Annotated in this window: 15 protein-coding genes; 10 read left to right on the top strand and 5 right to left on the bottom strand. The window is 65.5% G+C overall.

The genetic code is table 11. From position 1 onward, the window contains the following. Nucleotides 1-62: 62 nt before the first annotated feature. On the bottom strand, nucleotides 63-356 hold the full coding sequence (locus IEC33019_RS20720) for a hypothetical protein (protein ID WP_070090414.1): 294 nt from the start codon (nucleotides 354-356) through the stop codon (nucleotides 63-65). Nucleotides 357-433: 77 nt separating this feature from the next. Between IEC33019_RS20720 and pbpC the strand changes: the two genes are divergently transcribed. Together pbpC and IEC33019_RS20710 are read left to right on the top strand one after the other, a co-directional pair. Next, on the top strand, nucleotides 434-2,788 hold the full coding sequence (gene pbpC, locus IEC33019_RS20715; protein ID WP_070090413.1) for a peptidoglycan glycosyltransferase PbpC: 2,355 nt from the start codon (nucleotides 434-436) through the stop codon (nucleotides 2,786-2,788). 114 nt (nucleotides 2,789-2,902) lie between these two features. Next, nucleotides 2,903-4,570, top strand: coding sequence for a ShlB/FhaC/HecB family hemolysin secretion/activation protein (locus IEC33019_RS20710; RefSeq protein ID WP_070090412.1), 1,668 nt, complete (start codon nucleotides 2,903-2,905; stop codon nucleotides 4,568-4,570). 52 nt (nucleotides 4,571-4,622) lie between these two features. On the opposite strand, the gene IEC33019_RS20705 is transcribed toward IEC33019_RS20710, so the two are convergent. Both IEC33019_RS20705 and IEC33019_RS20700 read right to left on the bottom strand, forming a co-directional pair. Continuing rightward, entirely contained in the window at nucleotides 4,623-5,030 is a 408-nt protein-coding gene (locus IEC33019_RS20705) for a response regulator (RefSeq protein WP_070090411.1), read from the bottom strand. A 47-nt stretch (nucleotides 5,031-5,077) separates the two neighbouring features. After that, the gene (locus tag IEC33019_RS20700; protein ID WP_070090410.1) at nucleotides 5,078-5,302 is read right to left on the bottom strand and encodes a Flp family type IVb pilin; all 225 of its coding nucleotides are present in this window, start codon (nucleotides 5,300-5,302) and stop codon (nucleotides 5,078-5,080) included. A 297-nt stretch (nucleotides 5,303-5,599) separates the two neighbouring features. Here IEC33019_RS20700 and cpaB point away from each other — a divergent pair, with 297 nt between their 5' ends. From cpaB to IEC33019_RS20660, 8 genes are all read left to right on the top strand, one after another. Further along, the gene (gene cpaB / locus IEC33019_RS20695; protein ID WP_099593884.1) at nucleotides 5,600-6,538 is read left to right on the top strand and encodes a Flp pilus assembly protein CpaB; all 939 of its coding nucleotides are present in this window, start codon (nucleotides 5,600-5,602) and stop codon (nucleotides 6,536-6,538) included. Nucleotides 6,539-6,604: 66 nt separating this feature from the next. Then, nucleotides 6,605-7,801: a type II and III secretion system protein family protein gene (locus tag IEC33019_RS20690; protein WP_244509660.1), complete on the top strand. Its 1,197-nt coding sequence runs from the start codon at nucleotides 6,605-6,607 to the stop codon at nucleotides 7,799-7,801. After that, nucleotides 7,798-8,991: a pilus assembly protein gene (locus IEC33019_RS20685; protein WP_070090408.1), complete on the top strand. Its 1,194-nt coding sequence runs from the start codon at nucleotides 7,798-7,800 to the stop codon at nucleotides 8,989-8,991. Before IEC33019_RS20690 ends, IEC33019_RS20685 begins: the two co-directional genes overlap by 4 nt. Next, nucleotides 8,988-10,244: a CpaF family protein gene (locus IEC33019_RS20680; protein WP_099593882.1), complete on the top strand. Its 1,257-nt coding sequence runs from the start codon at nucleotides 8,988-8,990 to the stop codon at nucleotides 10,242-10,244. The genes IEC33019_RS20685 and IEC33019_RS20680 overlap by 4 nt, the downstream gene beginning before the upstream one ends. Continuing rightward, the gene (locus tag IEC33019_RS20675; protein ID WP_070090406.1) at nucleotides 10,241-11,122 is read left to right on the top strand and encodes a type II secretion system F family protein; all 882 of its coding nucleotides are present in this window, start codon (nucleotides 10,241-10,243) and stop codon (nucleotides 11,120-11,122) included. Before IEC33019_RS20680 ends, IEC33019_RS20675 begins: the two co-directional genes overlap by 4 nt. 2 nt (nucleotides 11,123-11,124) lie before the next feature. Further along, entirely contained in the window at nucleotides 11,125-12,000 is an 876-nt protein-coding gene (locus IEC33019_RS20670) for a type II secretion system F family protein (RefSeq protein WP_070090405.1), read from the top strand. 15 nt (nucleotides 12,001-12,015) lie between these two features. Beyond that, nucleotides 12,016-12,687, top strand: a complete 672-nt coding sequence (locus IEC33019_RS20665) for a tetratricopeptide repeat protein (RefSeq protein WP_070090404.1) — start codon at nucleotides 12,016-12,018, stop codon at nucleotides 12,685-12,687. Between the two features lie 19 nt (nucleotides 12,688-12,706). Then, nucleotides 12,707-12,967, top strand: coding sequence for a DUF3613 domain-containing protein (locus tag IEC33019_RS20660; RefSeq protein WP_070090403.1), 261 nt, complete (start codon nucleotides 12,707-12,709; stop codon nucleotides 12,965-12,967). A 57-nt stretch (nucleotides 12,968-13,024) separates the two neighbouring features. Here the strand turns inward: IEC33019_RS20660 and IEC33019_RS20655 are convergent, their stop codons facing one another. Together IEC33019_RS20655 and IEC33019_RS20650 are read right to left on the bottom strand one after the other, a co-directional pair. Then, the gene (locus IEC33019_RS20655; protein ID WP_099594213.1) at nucleotides 13,025-13,801 is read right to left on the bottom strand and encodes a response regulator transcription factor; all 777 of its coding nucleotides are present in this window, start codon (nucleotides 13,799-13,801) and stop codon (nucleotides 13,025-13,027) included. Nucleotides 13,802-13,904: 103 nt separating this feature from the next. Next, complete coding sequence (locus IEC33019_RS20650) at nucleotides 13,905-14,375, bottom strand: A24 family peptidase (protein ID WP_070090402.1); 471 nt, start codon at nucleotides 14,373-14,375, stop codon at nucleotides 13,905-13,907. Nucleotides 14,376-14,377 lie beyond the last annotated feature (2 nt).

Raw genomic sequence — 14,377 nt, 5'->3', positions numbered from 1 at the left:
ATGCCAAGGTTGGGGCCTCTACGAGGCCCGTTCGCGACCCAAGGCCGCTCCTACAGGGCGCTTCAGTGAATGATCCAGCTCAACACCCACAACCCCAGCAGCAGCCAGATGATCCCGAGGATGATCGAGGCACGCATGAAGGCGCGGATCGCCGAGTACAGCAGCATCAAGCCAACCACCAGGGCGAGGATGCTGACGAGCGAGGTATCCATGCCCAATGTGCGCGCCAGACCGTCGATGAAATTGCCACCGGCATTGGCCACCAGGTTGAACAGTCCGCTCAATGCATCAACGATAAAGCGGATCAACGAACCCAGTGCCTGGCCCAGCCACTCGAAAAAACCTTCTACATGCATAGTTGCTTCCTGATGATCGAATCGGCGCGGGTGCCGTTCCCTAGCCTTTGGCCATTACCTGGCCGGGTCGGTTCCCGATGCCAATGGTAGCGTGCCTGCGCACCCGCACCGCAAGGATCGTGCGTGGCATCGGCATCGCCGGTGTGCTGGCCGTGGCCCTGCTGTGGCTGGCCGATCGCCTGTGGCCGTTGCCCATGCCGGGCGATGACCTGGCGCGGGTGGTGCTCGCCGAGGACGGCACGCCCCTGTGGCGTTTCGCCGATGCCGACGGGGTGTGGCGGTATCCGGTGAGCCCTGAGGAGGTTTCGCCGTTGTACCTGGAAGCGCTGCTCACCTACGAGGACCGCTGGTTCTACAGCCATCCCGGGGTCAACCCGCTGGCACTGGCGCGGGCCGCCTGGCTGAATCTACGCGGTGGGCGGGTGGTGTCGGGCGGCAGCACATTGTCGATGCAGGTGGCGCGGCTGCTCGACCCTCACGAGCGCACCTTGACGGGCAAGTTGCGTCAGTTGTGGCGCACGGCGCAGCTGGAGTGGCACCTGTCCAAGCGCGAGATCCTCCAGCTTTATCTCAACCGCGCCCCGTTCGGCGGCACCCTGCAAGGGGTGGCCGCTGCCAGCTGGGCGTACCTTGGCAAGTCGCCGATGCACCTTACGCCTGCCGAGGCGGCGCTGCTCGCGGTGCTGCCCCAGGCGCCCAGCCGGCTGCGCCCGGATCGCCACCCCGAGCGTGCCCAGCGTGCCCGCGACAAGGTGCTGGCGCGCCTGGCCGAGTACCAGGTATGGCCGGCGCAGCGAGTGCGCGAGGCACGAGAAGAACCCTTGCTGCTCGCGCCCCGTCAGGAACCGGCGCTGGCCCCCTTGCTGGCCCGGCGCCTGAACAGCGCCAACAGCCCACCGCTGATTCGCACCACCCTCGATGCGGCCTTGCAACGTCGCCTGGAAGACTTGCTGCTGGGCTGGCGTGCGCGCTTGCCCGAGCGCACCTCGGCGGCGCTGTTGGTGGTGGAGTCGCGAACCATGGCCGTGCGGGCCTACCTTGGCTCCATCGACCTGGCCGATGAGCGCCGCTTCGGCCATGTCGACATGGTCCACGCCCTGCGCTCGCCTGGCTCGACCCTCAAGCCCTTCCTCTATGCCATGGCCATGGACGATGGGCTGATCCACTCCGAGTCGCTGCTGCAGGACGTGCCGCGCCGCTACGGCGACTACCGGCCCGGCAACTTTTCCATGGGGTTCAGTGGACCTGTTTCGGCCAGCTCCGCCCTGGCCCTGTCGCTGAACCTGCCGGCGGTGCAGTTGCTTGAGGCCTATGGGCCGAAGCGCTTCGCCGCGCAGATGCGCATGGGCGGCATGCCGCTGGTGCTGCCGCCGCTCGCCGAGCCGAACCTGTCGTTGATTCTCGGCGGTGCGGGCAGCCGACTGGAGGACCTGGTGGGCGGCTACGCGGCCCTGGCCCGTGACGGCAAGAGCGCGCGGATCCGCCTGCAACCTCAGGATCCGTTGGTGGAGCAGCGCCTGCTGTCGCCTGGCTCGGCCTGGATCGTCCGGCGCATCTTGAGCGGCCAGGCCCGGCCGGACCGTGATCTTCATGCAGAACTGGTGCAGCGCCCGCAGTTGGCCTGGAAGACCGGCACCAGTTACGGCTTTCGTGACGCCTGGTCGGTGGGGGTGGGGCCACGCTACCTGATCGGTGTATGGATCGGGCGGCCTGACGGTACACCGGTGCCGGGGCAGTTCGGCCTGGCCTCGGCGGCGCCACTGATGCTGCAGGTCCATGATCTGCTCAGCAATCGTGACAGTCAGCGGGGGATCAGCGTGCCGGCCGAGCGTGTGCCGGCGAGTGTCGGCGTGGCCGCTATCTGCTGGCCGTTGGGCCAGCCCATGAACCGTCTGGACCCCAACTGCCGTCGCCAGCGTTTCGCCTGGACCCTCGACGGCACCACGCCGCCAACCTTGCAGGCGGCCGACCAGCCGTTGGGGTTGGGCCTGCGCGAGACTGTCTGGGTCAATGAGCGCGGTTTGCGTGTCGATGCCAGTTGCAGCGGTGCCAAGGCGCGAGAGGTGGCGTTGTGGCCGGCGCCGCTTGAACCTTGGCTGCCCCGCATCGAACGCCGCGCCGCGCGCCTGCCGGCGGTGGACCCTGCCTGCCCGCCACAGGTGCCGGTCAGCGCGCCACCGCTGTCGATCGTCGGCGTGCGCCCCGGCGACACCCTGCGACGCCCGGCCACCAGTCGCGAGCCGCTGCAGGTGCCTGTTTCGGCCTTGGGCGGCAGTGGCCAGCGCTGGTGGTTCCTCAATGGCCAGCCCTTGGGCGAGACACGCGACCAGGACAGCCTGCTGGTGCGCTTCGAAAAGACCGGGCGCATCGAGCTCAGCGCGCTGGACGAAAGTGGCGAGACCGCGCGGGTAGAGTTTCAGGTCAGCGAATAGCGACCACCGCGCCGTTCTTGCTTCGGCCGTTCGACGATCGTTAGGCCAGCACCTACGCTTGAACCAGAGGGCGGTCCTGGCGCGCCCGGTCTTCGCGGGGTCATGGAGCGTCCTATGCGTCCTCTGGTGGTTACGCTGCTGATGGTGTCCTGGGCCTGTGTCTGCCGGGCCGGGTCGCTGCCGAGCGTGCTCGACGGCAATGAGGTCGAACGACGCCTGCCCACCGCCAACCTGCCGATCGATGCCTATCGTCTTCTTTCCCCGATCGTGCGCATGCCAGCCACGCAAGGCACACGACCCGCATGGCCAGCGAACACCCCTGTGACGGTACGCAAGGTGCGCTTCGAAGGCGGCACGGTGTACCTGCTGAATGATTTGCGCGAGCACTATGAGCCTCTGGTCGGTCATCAGGTAACCCTAGATGAGCTCATGGCCGTGACCGAGCGTCTGACCGAACGCTATCGGCGCGATGGCTACCTGCTCTCGCGTGCCTACCTTCCACCCCAGGACTTCGCCGATGGCCGCATTCGAGTGATCTTGGAGGAGGGGTATATCAGTGAAACCCAGGTGCAAGGAGACATCGGTTCCGCCGCCGAGTACCTGGAACAGTTGCTGGACAAGCTCAAGGCCGAGCGGCCGCTGACGCGTGAATCCTTCGAGCGCTATACCGGGCTGATCGGGCGCATGCCGGGGGGGAGCTTCGAGGCCGACCTGTTGCCTACAGAGGGGCGCGATGACGCCATGCGCCTGGTGCTCCGTGCGACGCGCAAGCCGATGAGCGCCACGTTGACCCTGGCCGATGGCAGTCGCGAGTCCGCGCAAGCGCTGGTGGACGTCGAAAGCCATGCCCAGACCCGTTTTGCCGAGCAGTTGAGCGCACGCATCCTGCTGCCGCCAGGCGACGACGAGGCCCATTACTACCGGCTCGACTACCGCCAGTACCTGGATGCCGAGGGCAGTCGGCTGCTGCTTTCGGCCTCGCGCTTTCGCAGTGAACCGCGCACTTACGTGCCCTTGGATGACGGCCGGAACCTGCGCCAACGCTGGGACAGCGAGCGCCTTGCGATCGGCATCAGCCAGACCTTGATCGCCCAGCCCGATCAGTGGCTGGACGTGTTCGGGCATTTCTACACCACAGCCGACCATGTCGACGTTCGCACTGGCGACCCCGCGCAGCAGGACGACAGTGACACGTATGTTCGTGCCGTGTCGTTCGAAGGGGACTGGCGCAAGGTCGAGGGTGATCGGCTACGCCTGGTCAGTGCTGGAGTGCACCAGGGGCTGGACTATTTCGGTGCCCGCAGTGACAGCGCCCGGGACGTGGATTTCCTGCGCTTGCGCCTGGCCGCACTGCAGCGCGACCCGTTGGCGCATGACTGGCAGGGCGTGGTCTGCGGCGCGCTGTACTGGAGCGGCAACGACCTGCCCGACAGCGAGCGCGTATTGTTCGGCGGCCAGCATTTCGGGCGTGGCTACCCGGCCGACCAGGCCTCGGGTGACAAGGGATGGGGGCTGTCCTATGAGCTGAACTACAGCCTCCACCGTGAAGGCACCTGGACACGGTTGTTGCAGCCCTATCTGGTGCTCGATGCCGCCCGGGCGTGGTCGAACGGGCGCGATCTGGATCGGGCGCAACTGGCCTCGACAGCGTTGGGGCTACGCATCGGGGATGGCCGCGCTTACAACCTGGCTCTGGAGCTGGCCAAGCCCCTGGCGGATGTGGCGCAGGACAGCCTGGACCGCAGCCCCAGGGTCACGGTGAGTCTGAGTGTTTCCCTGTGAGATCAGCCGGCGCACGAAAAGCCTGCGATGGGGCGCTCAGCGCCCCGGGGGATCAGCACACGACCTGCATCCGAGGTTTAGGGAACAGGTTGTCCAGCGTCTCCAGCAGGCGCGCGTGGTAGATGGGCTTGCGAAACAGGTCCAGCACCTGAAGGCGCAGCAGGTCGCTGATGTCTTCCATGTCGGCGTGACCGGACATGACGATCACCGGCAGGTGCTGGCGGGCCGTGTGGTCACGCAAACGCTTGATCAGGCCGATGCCGCTTTCCTCGGGCATGCGCAGGTCAGTGATGACCAAGGCCACGTCCGGGTGGCGGGTGAGCTGGAGCAGGGCGCTTTTGACCGAGGTGGCGGTCAGGCAGATGAAACCTTCGTTCTCCAGCAGTTCGGCGAGTTCGAGCAGGGCCTCTTCCTCGTCGTCTACCAGGAGGATCTGTTGACGCAAGGAAGAGAGTGGCATGGTCGGCTCCTGTCGAATGGGGTCCAAAGCTTCCAGTTTGCTGGCCCTTAACCGCCGGTTCCAGTCCCCGTGCCAGTCCCGGTACCACTATCCGCTGTGATGGCCGTCTGAATTTTGTTCATGACCGATGTGATGTTCTTGGACACGCCAGGGACGAACCCCGCCAGCACGACTGCCACCATGGCTGCGATCACCGCGTATTCGATACCGGAGGCGCCGTCCTTGCGCGTGATGAACTGTTTGCAGTGGAGAAGAATGCGTTTGAGCGACATGGTGCAACTCCTCGCGCGTTCGAGCGCTGATGGCGGGGAATCGCCTGTGTGATACCCCTTTGCCATCACAGGATTTGCCAACCTATCGAAAGCCGCAAATGTAAGAACGGATTAATTCAAAAGTATAGGTTTTGAATAGACGCGCTAAGTTTCTGTTTTGTTGAGGTGTCAATTTAGTGGCATCCAAAAGTACCTGTTTCTCATGGCAATTTGTGGGTTCTGGACTACCTTGCAATAGCGAAATAGTTTCTTTTTGCCATCACTTGAATGAGCAAACGGCGTAAGGGGATAGCGGATATGAGTAGTCGCTTGACCATGATGCTCGCCAGCTTCTTCCTGGTCGCCGCCCTGGCGGCAGGGTATTGGGGGCTGGTTCTCAGCCGCCCTGCGGCGCCTGTCGTGCAACCTGCCCCGGTGGTGGCCCCCGTTGTCGCGCCTGCCGCCGCGCCAACCCCAGCCAAGGCCGAGGAGCCGGTGCGCTCGCAGATCGTCGTGTTGCGCCGCGACGTTGCCGCCAATACCCCCTTGACCCAGGACGATCTGTTGGTGGAGCGCCTGCAAGTGGTACCGGCCGGGGCGTTTCAACGACTCGAACAGGTTCTGGGGCGCAGCAGCATGCGCCCACTGGCGGCAGGCAGCTGGCTGGCCGAAGACAGCTTCCAGGCGGGTGGCCCGCTGGCGCGGATGATCCGCCCCCACGAACGGGCCGTGGCCGTGGCGGTCGATGATGTGATCGGCGCCGCCGGGCAGCTTCGTCCCGGCGACTATGTGGATGTGCTGTTGTTCCTGCGGGAAGAAAACAACAACCCCCAATCCTCCGCGCAGGTGGTGCTGCCCGCGTTGCGGGTGCTCAGTGTGGGTGAGCAGATGGGCCTGGCCAACGATGGCCGACCGGCGCAGACCCAGGAGGAACAGAAGGCCCGTCGCGATCAACCGGGCGGCGCGACCCGCACCGTGGCGCTGGCGGTGCCCGAAGCGCTGGCCAGCCGGCTGATGCTGGCCGCCCAGACAGGGACCTTGCGCCTGGCGGTGCGCAGCGCCGACGAGCAACGCCTGGCCCGCTACTGGTCCGCCCCTGATGCCAGCCCCCAAGTGGAAAACGCCAACCGCGACCTCTATCGTTTCAGTCAGCTCTCCCAGGTGCCGATTGCCAAGGCGGTGGCGCCCGGCAGCGGTGCCTCGGGCATGCAGATCATCCGTGGCGCCCAGGCTGCCGACCCCTCCAAGACTCCGTGACCTAGCAAGGACGCCGCCATGCGTAGTATCGAGCGGATACTCAGACAGTTGTGCCCAGCCCTGACGATGCTGACGTTGTTGCCGATGGCCCAGGCGGCCGATAAAGGCTGCGCCGCATTCAGCCAGTTGCCCTCGGTGATCGAGATGGACCAGGGCCTGCAACAGGAGCTGCGCCTGCCCGTGGCTATCAGCCGAGTGGCGGTGGGCGAGCCCAAGGTGGCCGATGTCCAGGCCAGCGGTGAGCGTGCCGTGTTGTTGACCGCCGTGGGGCCGGGCACTACCAGCCTCATGCTGTGGACCGCCTGCGCGCCGGCGCCGCACCGGGCCATGCTGTTCGTCAAGGGCCGGGCCAGCGCGGACATGGCCGAAGACACGATGCTGCCCGCGCAGGACCAACAGTTGCCCAGCCAGGTGCAGGCCGATATCCGCTTCGTCGAGGTGCAGCGCAGCAAATACAAGGAAGCCGGGGCGCGGCTGTTCTTCAAGGGCTCTAACAACAGCCTGATCGGGTCGCCTGGCACTGTGCCGGGTACACGCGTCACGCCCGGCGACGTGCCGATCGCCCGGCCGTTGATTCCGCTCGACGACAATGTGTTCAACATTGTCTGGGGGGGTGGGAGCAGCCGCTTCCTGGCGGCGATCAACGCCCTGGAAAACAGCGGCTTCGCCTACACCTTGGCGCGCCCCAGCCTGACCGTGCTCAGTGGGCTGACGGCAAGCTTCCTGGCCGGGGGCGAGATTCCCATCCCTGTGCCGAGCACCGGTAGCGACAGCGTGTCGATCGAATACAAGGAGTTTGGCGTGCGCCTGGCCCTGACGCCCACCGTGGTGAGCCGCGACCGCATTACCCTCAAGGTCGCGCCGGAAGTCAGCGAGCTGGACTACACCAATGCGGTAAACATCGCCGGCACCCTGGTGCCGGGTCTGAAAGTGCGGCGCACCGATACCAGCATTTCCCTGGCCGATGGGGAAAGTTTCATCATCAGTGGCTTGGTCAGCAGTAGCACCCGTTCGGCCGTGGACAAGTTCCCGGGTCTTGGCAACCTGCCAATTCTCGGTGCGTTCTTTCGTCAGTCGACGGTCAATCGCGAAGACACCGAACTGCTGATGATCGTCACCCCTCATCTGGTCCAGCCGCTCGCCGCCAATGCCCGCCTGCCGGAGTTGCCCGGTGAGCACCTGCGCACCTACGACCCCAGCTGGGGGCAACTGTTCTTTATGGAAAACGGCAATTTCGAAGGCCGTAGCGGGTTATCACGATGAGCGAGAGCCTGAACCAGACCTACCTGGCCATCACCCGCAACGAGGAGGATCTGCGCTGGCTGCAGGGCGCGCTGGCCCCGCTCGGCCAGGTGATCGGAGCCAGCGGCGGCAGCCTCGACGAGTTGCTGGCGTTGGTTGATGTGACCTTCAGCAACCTGCTGTTCATTGGTCTGGACCGCGAGCAGTTGATCAACCAGTGCGCGTTGATCGAGGGGGTGCTGGAGGCCAAGCCGATGTTGGCCATCGTGGCCCTGGGCGATGGCATGGACAACCAACTGGTGCTGCACGCCATGCGCGCCGGTGCCCGGGACTTCGTCGCCTATGGTTCGCGCGCCAGCGAGGTCGCAGGCTTGGTGCGGCGCCTGGGCAAGCGCCTGCCGGCGGTCACCAGCAACCCAAGCCTGGGCGGGTTGACAGTGCTCTACGGCGCCCAGGCCGCTGCCGATGGCGCGTTGCTGACCACCCACCTGGCGCGGGTGGTGCAGGAAAGCGGCCAGCAAGCCTTGCTGCTGGACCTTGGCCTGCCGCGCGGTGACAGCCTGGCCTTGCTCGGGCTGGACGCATCGTTCTATTTCGGCGATGCGCTGCGCCATCTGCGTCGGCTCGATGGCACCCTCATCGACAGCGCCTTCCCACGTGACAAGGGCGGTCTGCGCATCCTTGCCTATGCCGACAGCGACGACCCGTTGCAACAAACCAGCGCGGCCGAGCTGTACATGTTGCTCAGCGCCCTGCGCCAGCACTTCCAGCACATCGTGGTCAACCTCACCGGGCAGGCCGACAACGATGCCTTGCGCACCATCGTCAGCCATTGCGACAAGCTGATCATCTACACCGACCAGAACATTCTCGATTGCCGGCGCAACCTGGAGGTGCTCGAGCAGTGGCGTGACCGGGGCGTCAAGCTCGACCATGCCGTGCTGCTGGTGGACCGCTACCTGCGCAACGTGGCGCCCGACGCCGATACCTTGGCCAAGCGCTACGGCCTGACCTTGCTCAAGGCGTTGCCCTATAGCCCGGAGATGCGCCTGAACGCCAAGAACCAAGGCCTGAGCCTGTTCGAACTGGCCCCCCGGGAGAGCCTGACCCAGGCCCTGCATTACCTCGGCGAGCGACTGGCGCGGCGCTCGGAGCACCTGGCCAAGCCCACCGCCACCACCTGGCTGCGCCGCCTGTGGAGCCATAAATGAGCGCCGACGAACCCTTTGGCGGCCCGCGCCATGCCGGAGCCGACCCGCAGGCACTCAAGCGTGCCTTGCACCGTTTTGTCATTGATGCCATCGAAGACAGCGGCCGCAACCTGCTCGAAGGCGCGCGGCCCGCACTCACCCAGTTCGTCGTGGAGCAGGTCGGCGACTACGTGGCACGGCTTCACCTGGCGCTGTCGCGCTACGAGACCGAGCGCCTGGCCGAGGAGCTGGTCGATGAGTTGACAGGCTACGGCCCGCTGGAAGTACTGCTGCGCGATGCCAGTGTCACCGAGATCCTGGTCAACGGCCCGCACCGGGTCTTCGTCGAGCGGGCCGGGATGCTCCAGCGCACTGACTTGCGCTTCATCGACGCCCATCATGTGGAGCGGGTGATGCAGCGCATTCTCGCCCCGCTCGGGCGACGTCTGGATGAGTCTTCGCCGATGGTCGATGCACGCCTGCCTGACGGCCGCCGGGTCAATGCGATCATTCCGCCGGTGGCGTTGGACGGGCCCTGCCTGTCGATCCGCAAGTTCCGCCAGGACATGCTCAAGAGCGCCGACCTGCTGGCCACCCGGGCTATCGACCAGGCCATCTTCGACTTCTTCGAGCGTGCCGTGACCCGGCGCTGCAACATCCTGGTCAGCGGCGGCACGGGCACGGGCAAGACCACCTTGCTCAATATCCTCAGCCAGATGATCTCCCCTCACGAGCGTCTGGTGACCATCGAAGACGTGGCGGAGCTGCAACTGCACCACCCGCACGTGGTACGCCTGGAAACCCGGCCACCGAATGCCGAGGGGCATGGCGAGATAAAAGCCAGCGAGCTTATCCGCAACGCTTTGCGTATGCGCCCGGACCGCATCCTGCTCGGCGAGATCCGCGGCGCCGAGGTGCTCGACGTGCTCACCGCGATGAACACCGGACACGACGGCTCGATGAGCACGGTGCACGCCAACACCGCCCAGGATGCACTGCTGCGTCTGGAGACCCTGGTGGGGCTGACGGGACGCCAGGTGGCCGAGAAGACCCTGCGGCAGATGGTGTGCGCGGCGCTCGACGTGGTGATCCAGCTGACCCGCCTGGCTGATGGCCGGCGTTGCGTCAGCGAAGTACTGGAGGTGGTCGGGGTGCGTGACGATGTGTATGTCACCAATACCCTGTTCCGCCTCGACCGGCGTGGCGGCGAGGGCTTCTTGCGCGATGCCCCCAACCCGGCAGGCGCCAAGCTGCGCCAGGATGGGGTGATGTGATGGGCCCGCTGCTGCTGGCACTGGCGCCTTTGCTGCTGGGGGCGGCATTGCTGCTGCTTCGTCGCAGCCAGAACAAGCGCCGCGAGGAGCGCATCCTGCTGCGGCTTGGGCGTGCCTACCAAAGCGTGCGCACCAGCACCGCCAGGCGCGACTGGCTCGATCCGCTGCTGCAGCGGGCGGGGCTGGTCCAGGGTGAGGTCAGCCTGCGCCCTTGGCTGTTGGGCTGGCTGGCGTTGGTCGCGCTGGCCCTGTTGCTGGCGGGCTGGATCGTGGCCCTGTTGGTGCTGACAACGCTGCCACTGTTGGCCTACCTCTACTTGGGCTGGCGCTGCCGCCGCCGCTTGGCGCAGATCGTCGAGCAACTGCCAGGGCTGCTGGACTACAGCGTGCGCAGCCTCAAGGCCGGCCGCACGCTGAGTGATGCGGTGCTGGGCGGAATCGAGGGCACGCGCGAGCCGTTGCGTTCGGCCATGGGCCGTGTGCAGCGCAATGTGCGTATGGGTGTGCCGTTGGAGGAGGCCGTGCATGAGCTGGCGGAACTGTACGAGCAGGACGAACTGCGTCTGTTCGCCTTGGGGCTGCGCATCAACCAGCACTATGGCGGCAACGCCAGCGAGCTGATGGAGAACCTGATCAAGCTGATCCGCGAGCGTGAGCAGGGCGCTCGCCAGCTCAGGGCCATGACCGGCGAGACGCGGATCACCGCCTTGATCCTCGGCGCATTGCCGCTGACCATGGTCGGCTACTTTTTGCTGGGCAACCCCGGCTACCTGATGGCCATGTGGCGGGACAGCCAGGGCCAGATGATGTTGCTGTTCGCCTTCGCCCTGCAGGCGGTGGGGTGCCTGATGCTCTGGCGCATGATGAGGAGCCTTTGACCATGGCCTGGCTGATCTGTGCCGCGTGCCTGTTCGCAGGCTTCGTTCTGTTGAGCCTGCAGGCGCTGCGTCAGGTCCGCGCCCGGCAGATGGTCGCCCGGCGCCTGCAAGGCCAACTGGCACGTGAGGAACGGCTGGGGGACTGGCTGCATTGGCTGGGGAACTCGGCGCTGGGCCGGCGCCTGCAGACCCTGGACAGCGAAACCCACACCCTGCTGGAGCGGGTGGGTTGGCGTCGTAGCCGTCACAGGGCCTTGTTCGCGGCCCTGCAACTGGGGCTGCCGGTGTTGGCGGCGGTCCTGACGCTGGTGCTTCAGCAGGGCGGCCTCGGTCATGGACTGGTGCTGCCCCTGTGTGCTCTGGGCATCGGGTATCTGCTGCCCAAGCGCCTGTTGGCGATGGCGGCGCTGCGCCGCCAGCAACGCATCGCCCAGGAGGTGAGCCTGGTGATCCCTTTGCTGCGCATCTTGTTCGAGAGCGGCCTGGCGGTCGAACAGGCCTTGCGCGTGCTGAGCCATGAGAGCCGCACGCTGGTACCGCTCGTCAGCGAAGAGCTGCGGCTGGTTTTGCAACGCGTGGACTCAGGCCTCGCGCTGGGGCCGGAGCTGGAAAAGACTGCACGCCTGCTGGCGGTGGACGAGTTCATCGACACCTGCGTGATCCTGCGCCAGTTGCTGGTGCAGGGCAGCGGTGCGATGAAGTCGCTGCAGGGGCTCAAGACCTTGCTCGATGATCGGCGCCTCACACGTATGCAGGAGCGGGTCTCGAAGATGTCGGCAAAGATGTCGGCGGTGATGATGATGTTCTTGTTCCCGGCCTTGATCATTGTCCTGGCCGGACCGGGTTTCACCGCACTGACGCGGGCCCTGGCGTTCTGAGAAAGGAAGAGTCGGATGAAAGCGATCCTGTTGTTCACCGGGCTGTTGTTGCTGGCAGGCTGTGCCGGCCAGCCACCCGAGGGTTTTGTCCGGTTGCTGGGTACCTCGTCCTGTGGCAAGCCCAGTGCCGACCAGCAGCTGGCCCTCAACCTGGCGGACGAGATGCTCAACGACGGGCGCCCTCACGCCAGCTACGCGCACCTGCAGCAACTGCCGGATGACCTCGACCAGGTGCGCCTGCGCAAGGCCAAGGTGCTGCGCCTGCTTGGGCGCAGCGAGGCCGAGCCCTTGTACCGCAGCCTGCTCGGCGGCTGCCTGGCGGCCGAAGGCGAGCACGGCCTGGGCCAGCTCGCTTCGGCGCGTGGCGACGATGCACAGGCGCTGCGCAATCTGCAACGGGCCGTGCGCCTGGCACCGACCGACGAGAAGGTGCGCAACGACCTGGGGGTAGTGCTGATGAACCTGGGTGATCACGAGCAAGCGCGCTTCGAGTTCCTGACCGCCATCGAGCTCAAGGACGACAACCCCTTGCCTGCGGTCAACCTGGTGACCCTGTCGCTGGTCGAGGACAACTGGCAGCAGGCCGCCGACCTGGTGGCCCGGCTAGGGCTCAAGCCTGAGCAGTTCGCCGAGGCCCAGGCGCGGGCCAAGCAGTTACGGGAGACCGGGCGTGGCTCGGTGGGTTGAAGCCAAAGGAGGCGTTGCCATGTTCAAGCCGATGATGATTGTGCTCTGCCTGTCCTGCCCGCTGCTCGCCCAGGCCGAAGACCCGCCTCGCCTGCCGCCGCCGGACAGTGCTGCCGAAGCCTGGTTGCGGGTGCAGGCGAGCAACCAACAGGCCTCGCCGAAGATGCAGAAGCAGAGCGCGACGGAGCGGGAGCTGTCCCTGCAGCGTTGGTTGGACAGCTACAAGTACCCGATCCCCGATGTGTTCCGCTATCAGTCGATGAGCACCACCGGTAACTGATCGACTTTACAGAATAAGTCGCCTGGTTTGCGGCCGCTGCGCGAAGTGAAACGCGGCTCAGTGGGTGGAGAAACGCTGGTTCACCGGCGAGGCACCTGGCATCAGTGCCAGGGCCAGTTGGGTGCGGTTGTGCATGTGGGTCAGGCGCAGCACCTGCGACACATAGAGCTTGACGGTGTTCTCGGTGATGCCCAGTTCGCAGGCGATCTGGTAGTTGGTCTTGCCCTTGCCCACGAGCCTGGCCACTTCCAGTTGGCGAGGCGAGAGCTTGTCGAATACCGGGGGCAGTTCGGCCTCCGGCTCCTCGAGGTCCGTGGCGCGGCGGTGCATGCCTTGGCCGCGGGCTTTTTCCAGGTCCTGGTAGAGGACGTCGATGGACTCGGCCAGCTCCTGCAGGCGTTGGTTCAGGTGCCCGAGTTCATGGATGTTGCGCCGGCGCTCCAGCAGCGCCTGTTCCTGGCGTCGTACGCCTTCGAGCAACTCTTGCAGGTCGACGGGCTTTTGGTAGTAATCGGCAAAGCCTTCACGCAGGGCGCGGATGATGTCCTGCTTCTCTGCCTGTCCGGTCAGCATGATCGCCTCGAACACGCGCTGGCGACCGGTGAGTTTCTTCAGGGCATGGACCATCTCGATGCCGTCGATCTGGGGCAGGTGCAGGTCGCACAGGACCAGGCCGATCTGCTCGTCGGCCTGGTAGCGCTCGATGCCCTGGATGGCGCTATGGGCCGGGGTGCAGGCGTAGCCTTGGTGTTCGAGGTATTCACACAGTTGTTCGACCACTTCTGGCTGGTCATCGACGACCAGTATCTTCACCGTGCTGGGGTACTTGTTCACGATCAACTCCCTGTTCGTTCTGGGCCCTTGTTCCTGTGGTGGGCGCTAAAGACGGTAGTCGGTGTTGGCGAGTTTGCACAAGGTTCGTACACGTGCGGTGAGGTCACTGAATCCATACGGCTGTCAGCAGAAAGCCCACCAGCACGTAGGGCGCGAAAGGTTGTTTGTCGCCGACTTCTTCGGCCAGTTTCTGCAGGCGCTTTTTCACCTTGGGGTTGAGCAGGATCCACAACCTGCGCCGCCCCAGCAGCCAGGCCAGCACGGTGATACCGGCACCGATGAAGGTGCCAAGCACGTACTGGGGGCTGGTGGCCAGGGCCAGGGCGCCCATCAACTTGACGTCGCCCGCGCCGAAGCGGCCAAGCATGTAGCCGGGGAGGGTGAGCAGCATGACGATGGCCAGCGCCCAACCAGCGTCGCTGGGGTCGGCGCCGATCCAGCTGTGCCCGGTGGCGAACAGCCAGACCAGGGCGCAGGCCGCAACGCCCAGGGTCAGAGCGTTGGAAAGCTGCCGTTCACGGATATCTTGTTCGGTGCACAAGGCAAGCCACATCAGGAGAACAATGCTTTGCATTG

The sequence above is a fragment of the Pseudomonas putida genome (assembly GCF_002741075.1).
Lineage (GTDB): Bacteria > Pseudomonadota > Gammaproteobacteria > Pseudomonadales > Pseudomonadaceae > Aquipseudomonas > Aquipseudomonas putida_T.
Note: the sequence above shows the minus strand (reverse complement) of the source record. Positions and strands in the feature narration are given on the sequence as shown.

Bases quoted from the DNA above. Each gene is read 5' to 3' on its own strand.
- IEC33019_RS20680 (WP_099593882.1), top strand. From the start codon at position 8,988: ATGAGCGCCGACGAACCCTTTGGCGGCCCGCGCCATGCCGGAGCCGAC.
- IEC33019_RS20685 (WP_070090408.1), top strand. From the start codon at position 7,798: ATGAGCGAGAGCCTGAACCAGACCTACCTGGCCATCACCCGCAACGAG.
- IEC33019_RS20690 (WP_244509660.1), top strand. From the start codon at position 6,605: ATGCTGACGTTGTTGCCGATGGCCCAGGCGGCCGATAAAGGCTGCGCC.
- pbpC (WP_070090413.1), top strand. From the start codon at position 434: ATGCCAATGGTAGCGTGCCTGCGCACCCGCACCGCAAGGATCGTGCGT.
- IEC33019_RS20700 (WP_070090410.1), bottom strand. From the start codon at position 5,302: ATGTCGCTCAAACGCATTCTTCTCCACTGCAAACAGTTCATCACGCGC.
- IEC33019_RS20670 (WP_070090405.1), top strand. From the start codon at position 11,125: ATGGCCTGGCTGATCTGTGCCGCGTGCCTGTTCGCAGGCTTCGTTCTG.
- IEC33019_RS20665 (WP_070090404.1), top strand. From the start codon at position 12,016: ATGAAAGCGATCCTGTTGTTCACCGGGCTGTTGTTGCTGGCAGGCTGT.
- IEC33019_RS20720 (WP_070090414.1), bottom strand. From the start codon at position 356: ATGCATGTAGAAGGTTTTTTCGAGTGGCTGGGCCAGGCACTGGGTTCG.
- cpaB (WP_099593884.1), top strand. From the start codon at position 5,600: ATGAGTAGTCGCTTGACCATGATGCTCGCCAGCTTCTTCCTGGTCGCC.
- IEC33019_RS20660 (WP_070090403.1), top strand. From the start codon at position 12,707: ATGTTCAAGCCGATGATGATTGTGCTCTGCCTGTCCTGCCCGCTGCTC.
- IEC33019_RS20650 (WP_070090402.1), bottom strand. From the start codon at position 14,375: ATGCAAAGCATTGTTCTCCTGATGTGGCTTGCCTTGTGCACCGAACAA.
- IEC33019_RS20705 (WP_070090411.1), bottom strand. From the start codon at position 5,030: ATGCCACTCTCTTCCTTGCGTCAACAGATCCTCCTGGTAGACGACGAG.
- IEC33019_RS20710 (WP_070090412.1), top strand. From the start codon at position 2,903: ATGCGTCCTCTGGTGGTTACGCTGCTGATGGTGTCCTGGGCCTGTGTC.